The sequence below is a fragment of the Terracoccus sp. 273MFTsu3.1 genome, from assembly GCF_000383675.1.
Classification (GTDB): domain Bacteria; phylum Actinomycetota; class Actinomycetes; order Actinomycetales; family Dermatophilaceae; genus Terrabacter.
This window is the reverse complement of record NZ_KB911827.1, coordinates 197547-216873: the sequence shown is the minus strand read 5'-3', so window position 1 is coordinate 216873 and position 19327 is coordinate 197547. Positions and strand designations below refer to the sequence as shown.

Sequence of the window (19327 nt, the reverse complement as noted above, 5' to 3'; positions counted from 1 at the left end):
CGGCGACACCGACACGAGAGGGACCTCCCGGTGCGGGAGGTCCCTCTCGGCGTCCGGCCACGAACCGATGACCGAGATGTCGGCTATGAGAACTTTCTGAGATGCCGTCGAGAGCATCTGGGCGCACGGCCGTCCCCGTCCACGAACGACAGGCAGGTTCATGCTCGACACGATCTTCGGTCTCCCCGTCCATCCCCTCATCGTCCACGCGACGACTGTCGTCGTCCCGGCCGCCGCCGCCACGGTGCTGCTCTCGGCCCTGTGGCCGCGCTTCCGTCGGTGGTCCGCCTGGCTGCCTCTGGCGCTGTCCCTCCTCGCAGTGGTGCTCACTCCCCTGTCCACCGAGTCGGGTGAGTCTCTCGAGCGACGGGTGGAGCACAGTGACCTCATCGAGACGCACTCACAGCTGGCCGAGGGGTTGCTCCCGTGGGTCATCGGACTCGCTCTCGCGGCGGTCCTGCTCTCCGTGGTGGCCCGCCGGGAGCGTCGGGAGATGCCCGCTGTCGCGCCGGATCCCTCGACCGTGGACCGGAGCGACGAGGCGCCCGACCGCACCTCGCTCGTGCCGCGGTGGCTCCTCGTCGCCGGGGCGGTCGTCGGCCTCGTGGCAGCCCTCGGGACGACCGTGCAGGTCGTGCGCATCGGCCACAGCGGCGCGCAGGCCGCGTGGTCCGACTCCGTGTCCCAGACACCGCCGCCCGCCGGCGGCGACGACGGCAGCTGAGGACGCCGCCGTGGTCCGTCCAGCAGCAGGCCACGGCTCCCCTGCAGGCTCCCCTCGGCTCCCCTGCGGGCTCCCTCTCGGCTCGCCCTCGGCTCCCCGACGGCTCCCGCTCAGGCCCGGCTCGACCCGCGTGACAGACTCGGGTCATGCACCTGTCGGAGGCCGAGTTCGAGGAGGCGGTCGGGGACGCCCTCGACTCGATCCCCGAGGAGCTGGCCCGCGCGATGGACAACGTCGTCGTGCTCGTCGAGCAGGAGCCCCCGCCCGATGATCCCGAGCTGCTCGGCGTCTACGACGGGATCCCGCTGACCGAGCGGGACGGCTGGTGGGACGCAGGCTCGCTCCCGGATCGCATCACGATCTTCCAGGGACCACTGGAGCGCATGTGCGACACCGCAGCGACGCTGCGCGAGGAGATCGCCATCACGGTCGTCCACGAGGTGGCCCACCACTTCGGCATCGACGACGACCATCTCCACGAGCTGGGCTGGGGCTGACGCCTGACGGCCCACGCCCGGCCGTCCGCGGGGTCGCGCAGCGCGACGTCTCGCACTCGGGACAGTTTGTCCGGTCCAACCGGAGCGCCCCTTGTCGTCGCCGCCGGCCGGGGATACCGTCGAGGAACCGTTCAACCGATCGGATGGAGGTGCGTCAGATGTTCTCTCCCACACGATCGCACTGCGAGCCGCACGGACCGTGAAGGTCAGGGTCGGATCGAAGGGGAAGGCCACGGCCTTCCCCTTCGCGCTGTCCGGGGCCGAGGCTCCCGGCGTCGGGGTTGCCTGACGACGTCATGACCGCCGCACGCCGTCCGGCCTGCCGCGCCTCACGACGGCCAGCCACCCGTGCTCCTGACGAGCACGACGAAGGGCCCCGGTCGACGACCGGGGCCCTTCGACGTCAGGCGGATGGATCAGATGGAGTACTCGCCCGAGAAGGACTCGAAGACCCACAGGCACACGGCGACGACCGCGAAGACGGCGCCGATGATGAAGAGCCACCAGCCGATCGCGAGACCGGCGAACATGATGGCACCGGAGCCGGCCAGCCACAGCGGAGTCCAGGAGCTGGCGACGAAGTAGCCGTAGTTGCCCTCGGCGTCCTCGATCTCACCGGAGGCGTTGTCCTCGGGTCGCAGCGGCAGCTTCTTGCCGGTCATCCAGAGGTAGAAGCCCGTGAGCGCGAACAGCAGGGCGGTGAGGATCAGCGCCGTGACGCCGATCGGCTCCTCCCACTTGGACCAGAAGCCGTACATGAGCACGACGGGGACGAAGAAGACGAACAGGTAGAGGAAGAGCTTGGTCTCGACGCGCATCGGGATCAGTCCTCACGCTTCTGGGTGCTGGCGGTGGCCTTCTCGGAACCGGCCACGTCGGCCGGGCCCATGACCTGGACGAGGGTGCCCTGGTCGGCCACGGGTGCGACACCCGCTGCCGACTCGGGGTGGTGCAGGTCGAACGCGGGGCGCTCGGACCGGATGCGGGGCAGCGACGTGAAGTTGTGGCGCGGCGGCGGGCACGAGGTGGCCCACTCGAGCGAGGCGCCGTAGCCCCACGGGTCGTCGGACTCGACGAGCGGCGCCGTGCGCCACGTCTTCCAGACGTTGTAGACGAATGGGATCATCGAGGCACCGAGCAGGAACGAGCCGGCGCTCGAGACGATGTTCGCGAGCTGGAAGCCCTCCTCCGGCAGGTAGTCGGCATAACGACGGGCCATGCCCTCGACACCGAGCCAGTGCTGGATGAGGAACGTCATGTGGAAGCCGATGAAGAGCATCCAGAAGTGGATCTTGCCGAGCGTCTCGTCGAGCATCCGGCCGGTGAGCTTGGGCCACCAGAAGTAGTAGCCGGCGAACATCGCGAAGACCACGGTGCCGAAGACGGTGTAGTGGAAGTGCGCGACGACGAAGTAGCTGTCGGACAGGTGGAAGTCGAGCGCCGGGCTGGACAGGATGATGCCGGTCAGACCGCCGAAGAGGAACGTGACGAGGAAGCCCATCGCCCACAGCATCGGCGTGGCCATGACGACCTTGCCGCCCCACATGGTGCCGATCCAGTTGAAGAACTTCACGCCGGTCGGCACGGCGATGAGCATCGTCATGACCGCGAAGAACGGGAGAAGCACCTGTCCGGTGACGTACATGTGGTGCGCCCAGACGCTCGCCGACAGGGCCGCGATGGCGATCGTGGCGAAGACGAGGGTCTTGTAGCCGAAGATCGGCTTGCGCGAGAAGACCGGCAGGACCTCGCTGATGATGCCGAAGAACGGCAGCGCGATGATGTAGACCTCGGGGTGCCCGAAGAACCAGAACAGGTGCTGCCAGAGCATGGCCCCACCGTTCTCGGCATCGAAGATGTGCATCCCGAAGCGCCGGTCACCGCCGAGGGCGAAGAGCGCCGCCGCGAGGATCGGGAACACGAGGATCGCGAGCAGCGACGTGATGAGCACGGTCCACGTGAAGATCGGCATGCGGAACATCGTCATGCCGGGCGCGCGGAGGCAGATGATCGTCGTGATGAAGTTGACGGCACCGAGGATCGTGCCGAAACCGGCGAGCGCGAGACCGAAGACCCACAGGTCACCGCCGACGCCCGGCGAGTAGCTGACGTCGGACAGTGGCGCGTACGCGAACCAGCCGAACGCGGCAGCGCCCTGGGGCGTGAGGAAGCCGATGGACGCGATGAGGCCACCGAAGAGGTAGAGCCAGTACGCGAACATGTTGAGGCGCGGGAACGCGACGTCGGGCGCACCGATCTGCAGGGGCATGACGGCGTTCGCGAAGCCGGCGAAGAGCGGCGTCGCGAAGAGCAGCAGCATGATCGTGCCGTGCATCGTGAAGAGCTGGTTGTACTGCTCGGGGTTGTCCACGATCTGCAGGCCGGGGGCCATGAGCTCGGCGCGGATGAGCAGGGCCATGAGGCCGCCGAGCAGGAAGAAGATGAACGACGTGATGAAGTAGAGGTTGCCGATGACCTTGTGGTCGGTCGTCGTCACCCACTTGACGAAGGTCTGGCCCTTGGCGAGGCGCGGGCGGGCCGCGGACGTCATGCTCGGGGCCTGCGCCTCGCGGTTGTACGTGGCGGAGGTCATCAGTTGCTCCCAGTGCGAGCCGGTGCGGGGATCTTGTCGATGTCGGCCTGGACCATCTTCTCGCGGCTCACGTCGACGGGGATGAGGCCCTCCTGGCCGATGGACCTGAGGCGGGCCATCTCCTGGTCGTACTCGGCCTGCGGGACGACCTTGACCATGAAGAGCATCTGCGAGTGGTAGGCGCCGCAGAGCTCGGCGCACTTGCCCTGGAACGTGCCGACCTGCGTGGGCGTCAGCTGGAACTTGTTCGTCTTGCCCGGGAGCATGTCCATCTTCATCATGAACGCCGGCACCCAGAAGCTGTGGATGACGTCGCGGGCGTTGAGGACGAACTCGACGCGCTTGTTGACCGGCAGGTAGAGCACGGGCATCTGTGCGCGCTTGCCCTCGGTGCCGTCGAGCTCGGTGTGGACACCGGTCTCGTGGACGTTCGAGTCGACGTAGTTGAAGTCCCAGCTCCACTGCTTCGCGACGACGCTGACCGTGAGGTCCTTCTTCGTGCTCGTGTCGACGAGCCTGGCCTCGTCACGCGCGGTGTAGTAGAAGAAGACGGCCACCATGAAGACGGGGATGATCGTGTAGAGCATCTCCATCGGGACGTTGTAGCGCAGCTGGACGGGAAGCGTCTCGTCGCCCTTGCGCTTGCGGAAGCGGATGGCGGCGTAGAGCATCAGGCCCCACGTGACGGCGCCCACGGCCAGGACGGCGATCCAGCTGCCGATCCACAGGTCGGTCACCCGCTGGCCGGTGTCGGAAACCACGGGGGGCAGGTATCCGTTGGACACCTGTCCCTGGCAGCCGCTGAGGGCCAGCGCCGCGATGCCGGCGATCCCGGCGATGCGCAGACCCGTGCGTCGCCGCCCGGTCCGACCTACCACCGTCGTCACCACCGGCGACGCCGCTGGGGTGTCTTCGAGCTCAGGCACCAGGTGCACCTTTCGTTCCGTACGTGGGCGCGCAGGGCGCGCATCGAACGTGTTCACGTCAAACCGTCTGGGCGTCAAAGGCCCACGGCGCAACCCTACCGTCCCTCTTGTCACGCTGTCCGCAGGGGGCGGCTAACGTTGCGGAGTGGTCAGTCACGATCCGGGCACGAACGTTGGACCCCCTCCGTCCGCCCCTTCCGGAGGCTCCCAGCAGGTGTCCGGCGGGCTCCTCGACGACGGTCAGCACGACCTCGAGCCGGCGCCGGTGGCGACGCCCGTGCCGACCCGCTCGCCGGGCGTACGGCGGCTGCTCGACGCCTCGTCCGGCCCGCTCCACCCCGTCGCACGCGAGACCCTGCAGGCCGCGGTCGAGGTCGGCTGGGCCGACCCGGCCCGCCTGCACGCCGAGGGCCGCCGCGCCCGGGCCCTGCTCGACCGCTCCCGCGAGGTCGTCGCCGCCGGTCTGGGGGTGCGACCCTCCGAGGTGAGCTTCCTGCCCAGCGGGCCGACCGCGCTGACCCGGGCCGTCGACGGGGTGGCGTATGCCGCCCGCCGGCGTGGGGCGCGCACCGTGGCCTCCGCGGTGGAGCACTCCGCGGTGCTCGTGCCGGGACGGGCCCGGGCGTCCGCGGCCGACGACGCGTCCCTGTTCGCGGAGGTCGCCGTCGACGCACTCGGGCGGCTCGACCTCGACGCGTGGCGCAGGGCCCTCGCGGTCCCCGGCACCGTCGTGGCCGCGTTGCAGAGCGCGAACGGCGAGGTGGGGACGCGCCAACCGCTCGGGGCGGCCCGTGACGCCGCCGCGGCCCACGGCACGCCCCTTGTGGTCGATGCCACGGCGTCCCTCGGACGCGACGACGTGCCCGCGGACTGGGACGTCCTCGTCGGTGACGCACGGTCGTGGGGCGGACCGCCGCTCGGTGTGCTCGTCGTCCGCGAGGGCGTGCGCTGGCACTGGTCCGAGGCACGCGCCGACGTCGAGCACGGGCGCGCGGACGTCACGCCGTGGGTGCCACTGGCCCTCGCCGCGGCCGAGGCGTGGCAGCAGACGACGGCCACGCGGACCGCGGACACGCAGGTGACGCGCGCGCTCGTCGACGACATCCGGCGCGCCGCCTCCGCCGTGCCCGACACCGTCGTCGTCGGCGACCCGGACGACCGGCTCCCCCACGTCGTCACCTTCTCCAGCCTCTACGTCGACGGCGAGTCCGTCGTCGGCGCCTTCGACACGGCCGGCTTCGCCGTGGCGAGCGGGTCGGCCTGCACGTCGAGCACGCTGGAACCGAGCCACGTGCTCGCGGCGATGGGGGTCCTGACCCACGGCAACGTGCGCATCACCCTGCCGCTGCCCGCGGTCTCCGCCGCCCTCGCCGACGACGTCAGCGCCTTCACGGCCGCCCTCGCCCCGACGGTCCGCGCCGTGCGCGACGAGCTCGGGGTCGGTGACCTGTGACCGACGACCCTGACCCGTCCGTCGTCGACGCGCGCGGCGAACGCTGCCCCCTGCCCGTCATCCGCCTCGCCCGCCTCGTCCGCGACCGACCGGACCTCGCGACCGTCACGGTCCTGGCGACCGACCCGGCCGCTGCCCACGACGTCCCGGCCTGGTGCCGGATGCGCGGTCACCGCTTCGTCGAGGCGCGCGCCGTGGGCGACCACACGGCATACGTCGTCGAGGTGGTCAGGCCCAGCACGCAGGGAGCGGGGCGCTGAGCACCGTCGGCAGGATCGCGAGGTACTCGTCGCGCGGGACCTCGCGCACACCGAGCGTGGCCAGGTGCGGCGTCTGCCACTGCACGTCGACGAGGCGCCGTGGGTCCCCGTCGGTGATGAGCAGGTCGCGCAGGCCGACGAGCGCGACCTTGGAGGCGTCGCGCTCGTGGTGGAACATCGACTCACCCGCGAAGAGGCCGCCGATCGCGACGCCGTAGAGGCCGCCGACGAGCTCGCCGTCGAGCCACGTCTCGACCGAGTGGGCCCATCCCGCCTCGTGCAGCTGGACGTAGGCGTCGACGATCTCGGGGGTGATCCAGCGACCGTCGCGGTCCGGGGCCGCGCAGGCCTCGACGACCCCACGGAAGTCGGAGTCGACGCGCACCTCGAAGCGCGCCACGACCTTGCGCAGCGACCGGCTCACGCGCAGCTCGCGCGGCCGCAGGATGCCGCGGGGGTCCGGCGACCACCACCCGATGGGCTCGGCACCCTGGTCGCCGATCCCCATGGGGAACACGCCGACGGTGTAGGCCTCGAAGAGCGTCGCGACGTCGAGGTCCGCGCCGATGCCGATGAGGTCCTCGCCCGGGGGCACACGGTCGAGCGCGAAGTCCCAGGGGGTGGACGGCGGCGGCGTGGGCACTGACGGGCTCCGGCTCTCGTGGGGGTGGGCTGCTCAGCGGCGTGCGATGACCGTCAGCACCTGGCCCGCGACGGCCTCATGGCCGTGGGCAGGTGATGTGAGGCCCGATCTCGTCGGCACACTCCGCACCGTAGGCCTCGGCGAGCCGCTCGAGGAAGCGTCCCTTGCCCAAGGCGTACTCCTGCGTGCCGACCGTCTCGATGACGTAGGTGGCGAGCATCGAGCCGAGCTCGGCGCAGCGCCGGACCGGAAGGCCGGCCGCGAGGCCGGTGAGGTAGCCGGCCCGGAAGGCGTCACCGACGCCGGTCGGGTCCGCCTTGCGCACCTCGCGCGCGATCCCGACCTCGACCGGCTCCTCACCGCGCACGCGCACCGTGACGCCGTCCTTGCCACGCGTCTTGACCTGCACGCGGACGCGGTCGGCGAGCTCGTCCTCGCTCCAGCCCGTCTTCTGGCAGGCCAGGTGGCTCTCGTACTCGTTGGTGAAGAGGTACTCGGCCCCGTCGATGAGCCGTGCGATGGTCGGCCCGTCGCAGAACGCGAGCTGCTGCGAGGGGTCGGCCGCGAACGGGATGCCGCGCGAGCGGCACTCATCGGAGTGGCGCAGCATCGCCTCGGGGTCGTTGGCGCCGACGACGACGAGGTCGAGCCCGCCGACCCGCTGGGCGACCGGCGCGAGCTCGATGTCCCGCGCCTCGGTCATGGCTCCCGCGTAGAACGTCGCGATCTGGGCCATGTCGCGGTCGGTCGTGCAGATGAAGCGCGCCGTGTGCTGGGAGTCGGAGTAGTGCACCGCGCCGCAGTCGACACCGTGGCGCTCGAGCCAGCTGCGGTAGTCGGTGAAGTCCTCGCCGACCGCACCCACGAGCAGCGGACGCTGACCGAGGTTGGCCATGCCGAACGCGATGTTCGCGGCGACCCCGCCCCGGCGGACCTGCAGGTCCGAGGTGAGGAACGACAGGGAGATCTTGTCGAGCTGCTCGACGACGAGCGAGTCGGCGAAGAGTCCGTCGAAGGTCATGAGGTGGTCGGTCGCGATGGACCCGGTGATGGCGATCTGCACAGCACGAACCTACCCGGGATCGCGGCCCCGCCGACGCCGGCCCGACGACGGCGAAGGGCCCGACCGTGACGGTCGGGCCCTTCGGACGTGCGGTGTGGCGTGCGCCGTGGCGCGGGCGGCTCAGCTGAAGGAGTCGCCGCAGGCGCAGCTGCTGCCCGCGTTGGGGTTGTCGATGGTGAAGCCCTGCTTCTCGATGGTGTCGGCGAAGTCGATCGTCGCGCCCTCGAGGTAGGGGGAGCTCATGCGGTCGACGACGACCTCGACACCGTCGAAGTCGCGGACGAGGTCACCGTCGAGGCTGCGCTCGTCGAAGTAGAGCTGGTAGATCAGGCCCGAGCATCCGCCGGGCTGGACACCGACGCGCAGGCGGAGGTCGTCACGACCCTCCTGCTCGAGCAGGCTCTTGACCTTCGTGGCCGCGACGTCCGTCAGGACGACACCGTGGGCGGGAGCCTCGGTCTGAACCTCGGCGGGAGATGCGTTCGTCTCGACACTCATGTGTTGGTCCTTCACGTCGTGGAGCATGGGTCGGAAGAGAGAACCCATGCCGCGCCGGATGTGTTCCCGACGTGTCCAAGGATACGTCGCCCCCTCCTCGAAACGTGCATCCTCCCCCCGCCCGGCGGCTCAGGATGTGGACGGCGACCAGGTGCGCGCGACGCGCGCCGTGCGGTCGGCGAGGCGTGCGGCGGGCTCGGCGAGGGCGGCGGCGACCTGCTCGGGTCGCTCCGCAACGGCATACACCCCGGAGAGGCCGGCCGTCATGGCCTCCCGGCGTCCGACGAGCGACTGTCCGGGGACGGCGATGACCGGGACGCCGACACGCGCGGCCGCCTCGGCCACACCGACGACGACCTTGCCGCGCAGCGACTGCCAGTCGAAGGTGCCCTCGCCCGTGACGACGAGGTCGGCGGAGGCCACGAGATCGGCGAACCCGACGGCGTCGAGGACCGCCTCGACCCCGGACACGCGGCGCGCGCCGAGCAGGTGCAGGGCGTAGCCGAGGCCGCCTGCGGCTCCGGCTCCGGGCTCGCGCTCGGGCCTGAGGAGGCTGCCGGTCAGCAGGTCCCGGGCCGGCGGCCGAACCCGGGCCACGACGCTCGCGAAGTGGCCCAGCGCGTTCTCGAGCCGCTGGGCGTCCTCCTCGGACGCGCCCTTCTGGGGGCCGAAGACCGCGCTCGCACCCTTGAGCCCGAGCAGCGGCGAGTCGACGTCGCTGGCGATGACGAGGTCGACGCCGCGCAGCCGGTCACGCGCGGCGTCCAGACCCGCGACGTCGTCGGGCGTCGCGGCGGCGAGCGCCAGCCCGCCGTGCCCGAGGCGGCCGGCGGGCCCGACCCCGAGGGCGCCGAGCAGGCCGGCACCCGCGTCGTTGGTGCCCGACCCGCCGAGCCCGATGACGATCCGCCGGGCTCCGGCGTCGAGGGCCGCGAGGACGAGCGTGCCGACCCCCGAGGTCGATGTCACCGTGGGGTCGTGCTCGTCCGGCGCGAGCAGGTGCAGGCCGGCCGCCTGCGCCGACTCCACGTAGGCCGTCCGGCCGCCCGCGCCCGTCGTCAGCAGGATGGTGCCGGGCACCTCGCGGCCGAGCGGGTCGGTGGTCACGACGGCGTGGACCTCACCCTCGAGGGTCTCGGCGAGGACGTCGACGAAGCCGGGTCCGCCGTCGGAGAGCGGCACGAGCGTGACCCGGTCGGCCGGCGCGGTCCGGCCCCAGCCATCGGCCATCGCGGCCGCGGCCTGGGACGCGGTGAGCGTGCCGGTGTAGCAGTCGGGGGCGAAGATCACGTGCACGTGCCGCATCCTCCCATCCGGCCGCGTCGCGCCGCGTCCCACCCGAGCCGAGGTGACCGCGGCACGACCGCGGATGGCGCGACCATCCCGACCCGGGCGGGTCCCGGCGCAGGTCGCCGGGCTCAGCGGTGGGGCAGGAAGAGTCCCGCGTCGCCGAACTCGTGCCAGGCATAGCGGTGCGCCACCGCCTCGTCGTACGCCCGCTGGGTCAGGTCGGCCCCGGCGACCGACTCGACGAGGAGCAGGTGCGAGGCGTCGGGGTCGTGCCAGCCGGTCACGAGCCCGTCGACGACGCGAGCCGGGCGGTCGGGCGAGATGACGACGTCGGTCCACCCTGCCGCGGCGCGCACGACGCCGTCCTGACCGGTCGCCGACTCGATGGCCCGCGTCGCCGTCGTGCCGACGGCGACGACCCGGCGGCCGCGGTCGCGCACGTGGTTGACGAGGGCCGCCGTCTCCCCCGACACGGCGAACCGTTCGGGCTGCGGCGCCTCACCGGCCTCCTGGGACGACAGACCGGTGTGCAGCGTCACAGGAGCGACGAGGACACCGGACGACACGAGGCCCGTCACGAGGTCGGTCGTGAACGGCCGGGCCGCGCTCGCCATCTCGGCGCTGCCCGGCAGCCGGGCGAAGACCGTCTGGTACGCCTCGAGCGGGAACCTCGAACGGAGGTAGCCGTACGCGATGGGCCGGCCGTGCGTCGCGAGGTGCTCGGCGAGGGTGCAGTCGCCCAGCTGCGTCGCCCGCCACAGCCGGTTGCCGTGTCCCGTCGGGGACGAGCCGGGCCGCGGGTAGGGCGCCTCGAGGCGCAGCCGCGGGCCGCCCGCCGCGAGGTCGACGAGGTCGCCCGCGAGCGCGTCGAGCACCGGGTGCGACGCGTCGGGAGCGGTGCGCAGCTCCACGACCCACGTGCAGTCGTCGAGCTCGGAGGCCACGTGGACGACGACGGCGCCGCCTCCGACCACCCGACCGTCGATCTCGCCCGCCACGGTCGCCGAGTTGTTGACGAGGAGGAGGTCGCCGGGTGACAGGTGGTCGCCGATGGCGGCGAAGGTCGTGTGCTCGACCCGGACGCTGCCGGAGGAGGGCTCCGAGGCGACGAGCAGGCGGACGCCGTCCCGGTCGAGACCTCTCCTCTCGGGCGGGGCGTCGGCCGTGAGGTCGTCGGTGGCGCGGAAGACGGTGTGCGGGACGTGCGCGATGGCCGCGGTCACGAGACCACCTCCGACGTCGCCGCGAGCAGGTCAGCAGCCCGGTACCGACCGTTGGCGGGTCGCGAGGCGAGCAGCGCCAGGATCCCGGGCACGGCGACCTCCTCCGGCAGCGGCCGGTCGCCGATGTCCTCCCCCGGGAACGCCGCCTGGTGCATGGGGGTACGCATGTCGCCGGGGTCGAGGGCGTAGGCGCGGATCGAGGACACCTCCGCGCCGAGGGTCAGCGTCAGGTGGTCGAGAGCGGCCTTGCTGGCGCCGTAGGCACCCCAGGTCTCGTAGTGCTCGACGCCGGCGTCCGACGAGATCGCGAGGACCGTCCCTCCGGCGGCCTCCAGCGCCGGCAGGAGCGAGCAGGTCAGGGCGTGCGGCGCGACGACGTTGACGGCGAGCACGGCCGCGAGGCCGTCCGTCGACAGGTCGCGCAGGGGACGCAGCGGGAGCGGGCCGAGGGTGCTCGCGTTGTGGACGAGGAGGTCGAGGCGGTCCGCACCGGCCGGCCCGGTGAGGACGCCGGCGACGTCGTCGCGGTGGACGGCGTCGCTGACGTCCCCGGCGAGGCCGACGACGTCGTGACCGTGCTCGCGCAGGGCAGAGACGGTCTCCGTGAGGCGGTGGGCGTCGCGGGCCGTGACGACGAGGTCCCAGCCCCGGACGGCAAGGGCCTCGGCGAGGGCGCGGCCGAGCCCCTGGGTGGCTCCGGTGACGAGTGCGGTGGGCATCATGACTCCTGTGGTGGTCGTGGGTCGATGGCCACAGCGTCAGACATCAAGTTCACTTGAGGTCAAGTGCCCGAGCGCTGAGAGCCCGCGGCGCGGCATACGATCTGCACATGACGACCGACACGGCATCGGCCCCGGCTCCTCTCCCCCTCCTCGTGCTCGGGCAGGGCACCGACCTGCACACCGAGCGGGGCGTCGAGTGCCCGGGCGACCTGCCGGCCGCGTCCGACCCCGACCTCGTCGAGCGAGCGCGAGCTGCCAAGGCCGCCCTCGGGGACCGCGTCTTCGTCCTCGGGCACCACTACCAGCGCGACGAGGTCATCGAGTTCGCCGACGTCACCGGCGACTCGTTCAAGCTCGCCCGCGACGCGGCCGCCCGCCCCGGCGCGCCCTACATCGTCTTCTGCGGTGTGCACTTCATGGCCGAGTCCGCGGACATCCTCACGAGCGACGAGCAGACCGTGATCCTGCCCGACCTCGCCGCCGGCTGCTCGATGGCCGACATGGCGGCCATCGCCCAGGTCGAGGACTGCTGGGAGCAGCTGACCGCTGCCGGCGTCGCCGACCGGACGATCCCGGTCACCTACATGAACTCCTCCGCCGCGATCAAGGCCTTCACCGGTCGCCACGGCGGCACGATCTGCACGAGCTCCAACGCCCGCACGGCCCTCGACTGGGCGTTCGAGCAGGTGGGCGGCGTCGACGGCACGGGCAAGGTGCTCTTCCTGCCCGACCAGCACCTGGGCCGCAACACCGCCGTCCGCGAGCTAGGCCTGTCCCTCGACGACTGCGTCGTCTGGGACCCGCATCGCCCGAACGGCGGCCTGACCCGTGAGCAGCTCGAGCACGCCCGGATGATCCTCTGGCGCGGGCACTGCTCCGTGCACGGTCGCTTCTCCGTCGACGCCGTCGAGGCCGCCCGACGCGAGATCCCCGGCGTCAGGGTCATCGTCCACCCCGAGTGCCAGTACGAGGTCGTCGAGCGGGCCGACGAGGTCGGCTCGACCGAGAAGATCATCCAGACGATCGCCGCCGCCCCGGCCGGCACGTCATGGGTCGTCGGCACCGAGCTCAACCTCGTGCGCCGACTCGCCCAGCAGTTCCCCGAGCAGCGGATCGCCTTCCTCGAGAAGAATGTCTGCTACTGCTCCACGATGAACCGCATCGACCTCCCGCACCTCGTGTGGGCGCTCGAGTCCCTGGTCGAGGGTCGGGTCGTCAACCCGATCCACGTCGACCCGACCGTGGCCGCCGAGGCTCGGGCGGCGCTCGACCGGATGCTCGCCCTGCCGGGCACCACCCACAAGGACTGACGGCTGGTGCCCGCACCCGCAGGCGACCTCCACCGGGTCGCCGTCGTCTCCGACGTCCACGGGAACGTCACGGCGTACGAGGCCGTGCTCGCCGACATCGCGCGCCGCGGCATCGAGCACGTCGTCAACCTCGGCGACCTCATCGGCAAGGGTCCCCGCGGGTCGGAGTGCATCCGGATGACGCGGGAGCGCGCCATCCCGACCGTCCGCGGCAACTGGGACACCTTCATCGCGCGCGACACCGTGCAGCCCTGGGAGCACGGCCAGTGGGTGCACGACACGCTGTCGGGCGACGAGCGGCGTTGGCTCGCAACGCTGCCCAACGTCCACGAGATGGTGCTGAGCGGCCAGCCGATCCGCTTCTTCCACGCCTCGCCGGTCAGCGAGTTCCACCGCGTCTTCGCCCCGACGACCGAGGAGGAGCACCGCGCCTTCGTCGCGCAGACCGCGTTCACGGGCGACGGGCCGGTGCCGACGATCGTCGGCTATGGCGACATCCACGGCGCCTACCTCGCCGTCGACCACGGCATCACCGTCTTCAACGCCGGCTCGGTCGGCAACGCGCTCGACGGCCCGGGTGCCCCCTACGTCGTCCTCGAGGGAACCCTGACCGGCGAGGGCGTCGACGGGCCGCCGGGCCACGTCGGCATCGGCTTCGTCCGGGTCGCCTACGACGTCGAGGCCGAGATCGCGGCCGCCGAGGAGCTCGGCATGCCCGGTGCGGACGCGTACGCCCTCGAGCTGCGTGAGCAGCGCTACCGGGGCTCGGCGGTCTCCGCCTCCTGAGGACCGATGACGGCGGGGTCCCGCACGTGCCGGGACCCCGCCGTCCGTCGCGTGTGCGGGCGCCGTCAGCGTGCGGGACGGAGCGCTCCCAGTCGGGCGAGGAAGACGGCCTCGGCCACGCAGACCTTCTCGAACTCGCCGAGGTGCAGCGACTCGTTCGCACCGTGGGCGCGGGTGTCGGGGTCCTCGACGCCCGTGACGATGATCGACGCGTCGGGGAAGCGGGCCGAGAAGTCGGAGATGAACGGTATCGAGCCGCCGACTCCCATGTCGACGGGATCGGTGCCCCAGGCGTCGGCGAAGGACGCGCGCGCCTCGTCGTAGACCGGGCCGTTCGCGTCGGCCGCGAAGCCCGAGCCGTGCTCCTCGAGCTCGACCGTGAGCCTGGCGCCCCACGGAGCGTTGGCCTCGAGGTGCTCACGGACCCGGTCGAAGGCGACGAGTGGGTCCTGGGTCGGGGCGAGGCGGACGGAGATCTTGGCAGCGGCCTTGGCGGACAGGGTGTTCGACGCCTTGTCGATGGACGTCGCGTCGATGCCGATCGTCGTGATCGAGGGCTTGTTCCACAGTCGGCTGAGGATCGAGCCGGACCCGATGAGCGACACGTCGTCGAGCAGGCCTGACTCGGCGCGGAAGCGCTGCTCGTCGTAGTCGATGTCGGCGGCCTCGCCCGCGTCGAGACCGGCCACGGCCACGTTGCCGTCGGCGTCGTGGAGCGAGGCGAGGAGGCGCACGAGCGCCGTGGTCGCGTCGGGCGCCGCGCCGCCGAACATCCCCGAGTGCACGGAGTGGTCGAGCGTCTGGACGCGGACGACGACGCGGATGCCGCCGCGCAGGGTCGTGGTGAGAGCGGGCGTGCCGATGTCCCAGTTGCCGGAGTCGGCGATGACGATGGCGTCGGCGGCGAGGCGGTCGCCGTGCTTCTCGAGGATCGTGCCGAGCGACGGCGAGCCGGACTCCTCCTCCCCCTCGACGAAGACGGTGACGCCCACGGGCAGGTTGCCGGCGTGCGCGCGCAGTGCCGCGACGTGGGCCATGACGCCGGCCTTGTCGTCGGCGGCGCCGCGGCCGTAGAGACGGCCGTCGCGCTCCACGGGCTCGAAGGGCGAGCTGTCCCAGTCGGCGTCGTCACCGGGGGGCTGGACGTCGTGGTGCGCGTAGAGCGTCACGGTCGGGGCGCCGGCGGGACCGTCGAGGTGTCCGATGACCGCCGGGCGGCCGCCCTCGACGACGACCTCGACGTCGAGGCCCTCGCGGCGGAGCAGCTCGGCGACGGCCTCGGCGCTGCGGGCCACCTGGCTCTGGTCGAAGGAGGAGGCCGAGACGCTCGGGATGCGCACGAGCTCCTCGAGGTCGGCGCGCACCTGCGGCATGAGCTCGGCCACGCGGTCGCGGATCTGCTGGATCTGGTCGGGGGTGAGAGCGTCGTCAGTCACGAGCCGACCCTACCCACGCCGCAGGCGGGTCCACGAGGCAGGCGATGACCGTCTCGGGCGCGATCCCGGTGGTAGCCGGCTCGGCGGGTGTCGCCCTCGGTGGGTAGGTTCGCCCGATGGCAGAGAACACCTTCGTCGCCGGGCAGGACCCGTGGCTCGAGCGGCTGGGCAACCTGCGCAACGTCGTGCGCCAGGAGATGGTCACCAGACAGCTCGCAGCGCACCTGCCCCGCGGTCCGCTCCGGGTCCTCGACGTGGGAGCCGGGCAGGGCACCCAGGCGCTGCGCCTGGCCCGCCTCGGCCACTCGGTCACCGCCGTCGAGCCGGACGGGCGCATGCGCGCCACCTTCGAGCAGGCCGCCGCCGGGCTCACCCCGGAGCAGCGCGACCACGTGACCCTCGTGGCCACCGACCTCGCCGGGCTCGCGAGCGTGACGCGGCCTACGGCATACGACGTCGTCATGTGCCACGGCGTGCTCATGTACCTCCCCGAGAGCCGCGCCGCGGTCGCCGGCCTGGCCCGCCGGGTCGCTCCGGGCGGCATCGTGTCGATCGCGGCCCGCAACGGCGACGCCATGGCTTGGCGCCCGGCCCGCAGGCACGACTGGTCCGCTGCCCTGGCGATGCTCGACGAGACGCACCGTGCAGCCGAGCAGGGCCGGGATGCCCGCTACCGCAACGAGATCGGCGTCGACGCGCGCGCCGACACGCTCGCCTCGCTGACGGCCGACTGCGAGGCCGCAGGCCTCGAGCTCGTCGCGTGGTACGGCATCCGCGTCGCGAGCGACGACGTCGCGGTGGACGAGCCCGCACCCACGGGCGAGGAGCTGGCGACGCTGCTCGACGTCGAGGAGCGACTCGGCTCGACCGACCCGTACCGCGCCCTCGGCACCCTCGTCCACGTCATCGCCCGCCGCAAGGCCTGACTCCACCCCGTCCGCGCCCGTGACGACGTTCGGGGCTGACGTCCGGACCCCGGCGTGCTTGGCTCGACCCATGGACGCCGTCGACCGGGTGCAGCAGGCCTTCGCGGCTGTGCCCCGGGCCGGCTTCCTCCCGCGCGGGGCCCGGTCCCGCGCGGGCCACGACGGCCCCATCCTCATCGGGCACGGGCAGACGAACTCCCAGCCGCGGACCGTCGCCGACATGTTGCGCCTGCTCGACGTGCAGCCCGGGCAGCGCGTCCTCGACGTCGGCTCGGGATCCGGGTGGACGACCGCCCTGCTCGCCCACCTCACCGGGCCCGCGGGCGAGGTCGTCGGCGTCGAGCTCGAGCCGGCCCTCGCGCGATGGGGTGCCGCGAACCTCGCCGCCGCCCGGATGCCGTGGGCCGAGATCCACGAGGCCGCCGCCGGGGTGCTCGGCGCCCCGGACCGCGGCCCCTGGGACCGCATCCTCGTGTCGGCCGAGGCGCGGACCCTGCCCCAGGCGCTCGTCGACCAGCTCGGCGACCCCGGGCGGCTCGTCCTTCCCGTCGCCGGCTCCATGACGCTCGTCGTGCGGGACCACGGCGCGCTCGTGACGAGCCGGCACGGGCACTACCGCTTCGTCCCGCTCCGGACGACCCCCGGGGCCTGACCGCGAGGGGTGGTGGGCCGTGTGGCCACGGCGCGATGAGGGCCCACGACGCCCTTCGGCTTAGAGTGTCCCCGTGTTCGGACGCAAGAAGACCCTCAACGAAGACCTCGCACCCACGGCCTCGACCGACGCGTCGGCGCGCCCCGGAGCGAAGAACCGGCCCACGCCGAAGCGGCGCGAGCAGGAGGCCCTCAACAAGCGTCCCCTCATCGTCACCGACCGCAAGGCCGCGACGAAGCAGGACAAGACGGCCCGCCGCGAGGCGATGGCCAAGCAGCGCGCCGGAATGATGACGGGTGACGAGAAGTACCTCCCGGCCCGCGACAAGGGCCCCCGTCGCCGGTTCATCCGCGACACCGTCGACGCCCGCTGGAACATCGGCGAGTTCATGCTGCCGATCATGCTCATCGTGCTGCTGCTCAGCTTCGTCCGGACGAACTGGGCCCTGCTGCTCGTCTTCGTCCTCGTCTACGGCCTCATCCTCGTGGCCATCGGCGACGCCCTGCTCATGTGGCGCCGCACGCGCCGCAAGATGGACGACAAGTTCGGCGGCGCCGAGAAGGGCGACGCGTGGTACGCCATCATGCGCGCCTTCCAGATGCGTCGGACGCGCATGCCCAAGCCGCAGGTCGCCCGCGGCGAGCACCCCGCCTGACCGGAGCTCTCCCGGACCGACGGGGTGAGGCCGACCGCCGCGGTCAGCCCTGCAGGTCGGCGAACGCCAGCGGCGCCCGCGTCACGGCATACGTCGCGAAGTAGAGCTTGTCGACGGACCCGTCGCCGGCACGCACGACCTCGAGCACCTCGCCGCGCTCCCGGCCGGCCACGGCGCGGAAGCGGTCGGTGCCCTCGGCGGCATACCGCGTCTCCGACAGCGGCTCGTCGTCGGCGAGCCGGGACCACAGCTGCCCGCCCCGCACGAAGAACGTGATCGGCGACCCCTCCGACCACCACAGCCCGAGGAGCTCGGTCAGGGAGGGCTGCTCCGTCTCGGGCACCCACGCCGAACCCAGTGTCGGCTCGGCGTCGACGACGGCCTCGACGAGGTCGGTCGCGAGACCGAGGGTCAGGGCGCCGGAGGTGGCGTTGGCGAAGACGATCGCCCCGACGCCGTCCTTGCGACGGACCCGCAGGCCGGTGAGGAAACCCGGCATCGCGCCGCCGTGGCCGACGTAGACCCGGTCGCCGCGGCGGCCCATCCCGAAGCCGAGGCCGTAGGCACCGCTCCAGCCGTCGACGTCAGTCATGATGATCGGCCGGCACATCTCGTCGACGGTCTCGGGCCGCACCACCCGGTCGTCGGGGCTCGCGACGTAGGCGGCGTAGCGCGCCATGTCGGCGACGGTCGACCACAGGCCACCCAGCGGCGCCGTCGCGTTGAGCGTGAAGAGCGGCTCCTCGCTCGCGGTGCCGGCGTAGGGGTCGACCTGGTAGCCGAGAGCCCGGTCGTCGGCAGGCGTCAGGCCGGTGCGGTCCATCCCGAGCGGCTCGAGCACCCGCTCCCGGACGACGTGCTCCCAGTCCCGGCCCGTGACGCGTTCGACGACCTGGCCGAGGAGGCCGTAGGCGAGGTTCGAGTAGTGGAAGGCGTGGTGGGCGGGCAGCACCTGCTCGGCCTCCTCGACGCCGGCGAGGAACTCGTCTCGCACGGGGGCCACGAGGCTCTCCCAGATGTTGCCGACCGGCTCGCGCTGCAGTCCGGAGGCGTGCGCGAGCATCTGCCGCAGCGGGACCCGTGCGTGCTTCGTGCCCGGCACGTACGTCTCGAGCGCGTCGTCGAGGGACAGCAGGCCCTCGTCACGCAGCGACATGACGGTCAGGGCGGTGAACGTCTTCGTGACCGATCCGATCATGAACTGCGTGTCGTCGGTGGCTGGTGCGGGCTGCGACCCGAGCCGGGCCGACCCCACGTGCGCCGACCAGACGAGCGCGCCCTCGCGGACGACCCCGACGCTGACGCCGGGCGAGCGCCAGGCCCGCTGGGCCGTGACGACCCGGGCGAGCAGGTCGCGCTCGAGTCCCGCCGACAACGCCGTGTCCGACGGGCTGCCGACACCGTGCGACGCGCTCACTCCGCGGCCCGCAAGCTCATCGGGCCGTAGACGACGGTGTCGTTCTCCCGCAGGGTGACCGCCTCGACACCCGCGTCGAGCAGCTCGCGCCAGGACTCCCCCAGGTAGCTCTCGGCGTCGCTCTGGGTCGGGAATCCCGAGGTCGTCACGCCGTCACCCTCCACCGGGTTGCCGTGCGCATCGAGGAACAGCCAGGACCAGTCAGCACTCATGCGGCCACCCTAGTTGGCACGCCGTTTGACGGGCGGAGGCC

Annotated in this window: 21 protein-coding genes; 9 read left to right on the top strand and 12 right to left on the bottom strand. The window is 72.2% G+C overall.

Features of this window, described 5'->3' with window-relative positions:
* Positions 1 to 160: 160 nt before the first annotated feature.
* Together H283_RS0120775 and H283_RS0120770 are read left to right on the top strand one after the other, a co-directional pair.
* A complete protein-coding gene (locus tag H283_RS0120775; protein ID WP_020145459.1) occupies positions 161 to 724 on the top strand; it encodes a DUF2231 domain-containing protein in 564 nt (187 codons plus the stop codon).
* Between the two features lie 146 nt (positions 725 to 870).
* Positions 871 to 1221 (top strand): metallopeptidase family protein, encoded by a 351-nt coding sequence (locus tag H283_RS0120770; RefSeq protein WP_020145458.1) that lies wholly within the window; start codon positions 871 to 873, stop codon positions 1219 to 1221.
* Positions 1222 to 1637: 416 nt separating this feature from the next.
* Here H283_RS0120770 and H283_RS0120765 read toward each other — a convergent pair whose 3' ends face one another.
* The 3 genes from H283_RS0120765 to coxB are packed head-to-tail and all read right to left on the bottom strand — an operon-like array spanning position 1638 to position 4740.
* A complete protein-coding gene (locus H283_RS0120765) occupies positions 1638 to 2039 on the bottom strand; it encodes a cytochrome c oxidase subunit 4 (protein ID WP_020145457.1) in 402 nt (133 codons plus the stop codon).
* Between the two features lie 5 nt (positions 2040 to 2044).
* Positions 2045 to 3814 carry a cytochrome c oxidase subunit I gene (ctaD, locus tag H283_RS25980; RefSeq protein WP_020145456.1) on the bottom strand — a complete coding sequence of 590 codons (1770 nt, stop codon included), beginning with the start codon at positions 3812 to 3814 and terminating at the stop codon, positions 2045 to 2047.
* Positions 3814 to 4740 carry a cytochrome c oxidase subunit II gene (gene coxB / locus H283_RS0120755; protein ID WP_369791904.1) on the bottom strand — a complete coding sequence of 309 codons (927 nt, stop codon included), beginning with the start codon at positions 4738 to 4740 and terminating at the stop codon, positions 3814 to 3816. The genes ctaD and coxB overlap by 1 nt, the downstream gene beginning before the upstream one ends.
* Positions 4741 to 4954: 214 nt before the next feature.
* On the opposite strand from coxB, the gene H283_RS0120750 reads away from it, so the two are divergent.
* Both H283_RS0120750 and H283_RS0120745 read left to right on the top strand, forming a co-directional pair.
* Entirely contained in the window at positions 4955 to 6193 is a 1239-nt protein-coding gene (locus H283_RS0120750; RefSeq protein WP_020145454.1) for a cysteine desulfurase family protein, read from the top strand.
* Positions 6190 to 6453, top strand: coding sequence for a sulfurtransferase TusA family protein (locus H283_RS0120745; protein WP_020145453.1), 264 nt, complete (start codon positions 6190 to 6192; stop codon positions 6451 to 6453). The genes H283_RS0120750 and H283_RS0120745 overlap by 4 nt, the downstream gene beginning before the upstream one ends.
* On the opposite strand, the gene aat is transcribed toward H283_RS0120745, so the two are convergent.
* The 6 genes from aat to H283_RS0120715 form a co-directional block, all read right to left on the bottom strand.
* Positions 6422 to 7096, bottom strand: coding sequence for a leucyl/phenylalanyl-tRNA--protein transferase (gene aat / locus H283_RS0120740; protein WP_020145452.1), 675 nt, complete (start codon positions 7094 to 7096; stop codon positions 6422 to 6424). The genes H283_RS0120745 and aat overlap by 32 nt on opposite strands.
* Positions 7097 to 7172: 76 nt before the next feature.
* The gene (locus tag H283_RS0120735; protein ID WP_020145451.1) at positions 7173 to 8159 is read right to left on the bottom strand and encodes a carbohydrate kinase family protein; all 987 of its coding nucleotides are present in this window, start codon (positions 8157 to 8159) and stop codon (positions 7173 to 7175) included.
* Between the two features lie 120 nt (positions 8160 to 8279).
* Positions 8280 to 8657, bottom strand: a complete 378-nt coding sequence (gene erpA / locus H283_RS0120730) for an iron-sulfur cluster insertion protein ErpA (RefSeq protein WP_020145450.1) — start codon at positions 8655 to 8657, stop codon at positions 8280 to 8282.
* Positions 8658 to 8786: 129 nt separating this feature from the next.
* On the bottom strand, positions 8787 to 9953 hold the full coding sequence (locus H283_RS0120725; RefSeq protein WP_020145449.1) for a glycerate kinase: 1167 nt from the start codon (positions 9951 to 9953) through the stop codon (positions 8787 to 8789).
* Positions 9954 to 10075: 122 nt separating this feature from the next.
* Positions 10076 to 11170 carry an S-adenosylmethionine:tRNA ribosyltransferase-isomerase gene (locus H283_RS0120720; RefSeq protein WP_020145448.1) on the bottom strand — a complete coding sequence of 365 codons (1095 nt, stop codon included), beginning with the start codon at positions 11168 to 11170 and terminating at the stop codon, positions 10076 to 10078.
* On the bottom strand, positions 11167 to 11889 hold the full coding sequence (locus H283_RS0120715) for an SDR family oxidoreductase (RefSeq protein ID WP_043650390.1): 723 nt from the start codon (positions 11887 to 11889) through the stop codon (positions 11167 to 11169). The genes H283_RS0120720 and H283_RS0120715 overlap by 4 nt, the downstream gene beginning before the upstream one ends.
* 110 nt (positions 11890 to 11999) lie before the next feature.
* On the opposite strand from H283_RS0120715, the gene nadA reads away from it, so the two are divergent.
* Both nadA and H283_RS0120705 read left to right on the top strand, forming a co-directional pair.
* Positions 12000 to 13202, top strand: coding sequence for a quinolinate synthase NadA (gene nadA, locus H283_RS0120710; RefSeq protein WP_020145446.1), 1203 nt, complete (start codon positions 12000 to 12002; stop codon positions 13200 to 13202).
* A 6-nt stretch (positions 13203 to 13208) separates the two neighbouring features.
* Positions 13209 to 13988, top strand: a complete 780-nt coding sequence (locus tag H283_RS0120705; protein ID WP_020145445.1) for a metallophosphoesterase — start codon at positions 13209 to 13211, stop codon at positions 13986 to 13988.
* Between the two features lie 65 nt (positions 13989 to 14053).
* Here H283_RS0120705 and H283_RS0120700 read toward each other — a convergent pair whose 3' ends face one another.
* Positions 14054 to 15424, bottom strand: coding sequence for a dipeptidase (locus tag H283_RS0120700; RefSeq protein ID WP_020145444.1), 1371 nt, complete (start codon positions 15422 to 15424; stop codon positions 14054 to 14056).
* 116 nt (positions 15425 to 15540) lie between these two features.
* Between H283_RS0120700 and H283_RS0120695 the strand changes: the two genes are divergently transcribed.
* The 3 genes from H283_RS0120695 (at position 15541) to H283_RS0120685 (ending at position 17657) form a co-directional block, all read left to right on the top strand.
* A complete protein-coding gene (locus H283_RS0120695) occupies positions 15541 to 16350 on the top strand; it encodes a methyltransferase domain-containing protein (protein ID WP_020145443.1) in 810 nt (269 codons plus the stop codon).
* 70 nt (positions 16351 to 16420) lie between these two features.
* A complete protein-coding gene (locus tag H283_RS0120690) occupies positions 16421 to 17002 on the top strand; it encodes a protein-L-isoaspartate O-methyltransferase (RefSeq protein ID WP_020145442.1) in 582 nt (193 codons plus the stop codon).
* 73 nt (positions 17003 to 17075) lie between these two features.
* Positions 17076 to 17657, top strand: a complete 582-nt coding sequence (locus H283_RS0120685; RefSeq protein ID WP_020145441.1) for a DUF3043 domain-containing protein — start codon at positions 17076 to 17078, stop codon at positions 17655 to 17657.
* A gap of 43 nt (positions 17658 to 17700) precedes the next feature.
* On the opposite strand, the gene H283_RS0120680 is transcribed toward H283_RS0120685, so the two are convergent.
* Both H283_RS0120680 and H283_RS0120675 read right to left on the bottom strand, forming a co-directional pair.
* Positions 17701 to 19074: a serine hydrolase gene (locus tag H283_RS0120680; RefSeq protein ID WP_020145440.1), complete on the bottom strand. Its 1374-nt coding sequence runs from the start codon at positions 19072 to 19074 to the stop codon at positions 17701 to 17703.
* Positions 19071 to 19286 (bottom strand): hypothetical protein, encoded by a 216-nt coding sequence (locus H283_RS0120675; RefSeq protein ID WP_020145439.1) that lies wholly within the window; start codon positions 19284 to 19286, stop codon positions 19071 to 19073. Before H283_RS0120675 ends, H283_RS0120680 begins: the two co-directional genes overlap by 4 nt.
* Positions 19287 to 19327 lie beyond the last annotated feature (41 nt).

Excerpts from the sequence above, each read along its gene's own strand:
- H283_RS0120690 (WP_020145442.1), top strand. The coding sequence starts at position 16,421 with ATGGACGCCGTCGACCGGGTGCAGCAGGCCTTCGCGGCTGTGCCCCGG.
- ctaD (WP_020145456.1), bottom strand. The coding sequence starts at position 3,814 with ATGACCTCCGCCACGTACAACCGCGAGGCGCAGGCCCCGAGCATGACG.
- erpA (WP_020145450.1), bottom strand. The coding sequence starts at position 8,657 with ATGAGTGTCGAGACGAACGCATCTCCCGCCGAGGTTCAGACCGAGGCT.
- H283_RS0120695 (WP_020145443.1), top strand. The coding sequence starts at position 15,541 with ATGGCAGAGAACACCTTCGTCGCCGGGCAGGACCCGTGGCTCGAGCGG.
- H283_RS0120715 (WP_043650390.1), bottom strand. The coding sequence starts at position 11,889 with ATGCCCACCGCACTCGTCACCGGAGCCACCCAGGGGCTCGGCCGCGCC.
- H283_RS0120675 (WP_020145439.1), bottom strand. The coding sequence starts at position 19,286 with ATGAGTGCTGACTGGTCCTGGCTGTTCCTCGATGCGCACGGCAACCCG.
- H283_RS0120765 (WP_020145457.1), bottom strand. The coding sequence starts at position 2,039 with ATGCGCGTCGAGACCAAGCTCTTCCTCTACCTGTTCGTCTTCTTCGTC.
- nadA (WP_020145446.1), top strand. The coding sequence starts at position 12,000 with ATGACGACCGACACGGCATCGGCCCCGGCTCCTCTCCCCCTCCTCGTG.
- H283_RS0120770 (WP_020145458.1), top strand. The coding sequence starts at position 871 with ATGCACCTGTCGGAGGCCGAGTTCGAGGAGGCGGTCGGGGACGCCCTC.
- H283_RS0120775 (WP_020145459.1), top strand. The coding sequence starts at position 161 with ATGCTCGACACGATCTTCGGTCTCCCCGTCCATCCCCTCATCGTCCAC.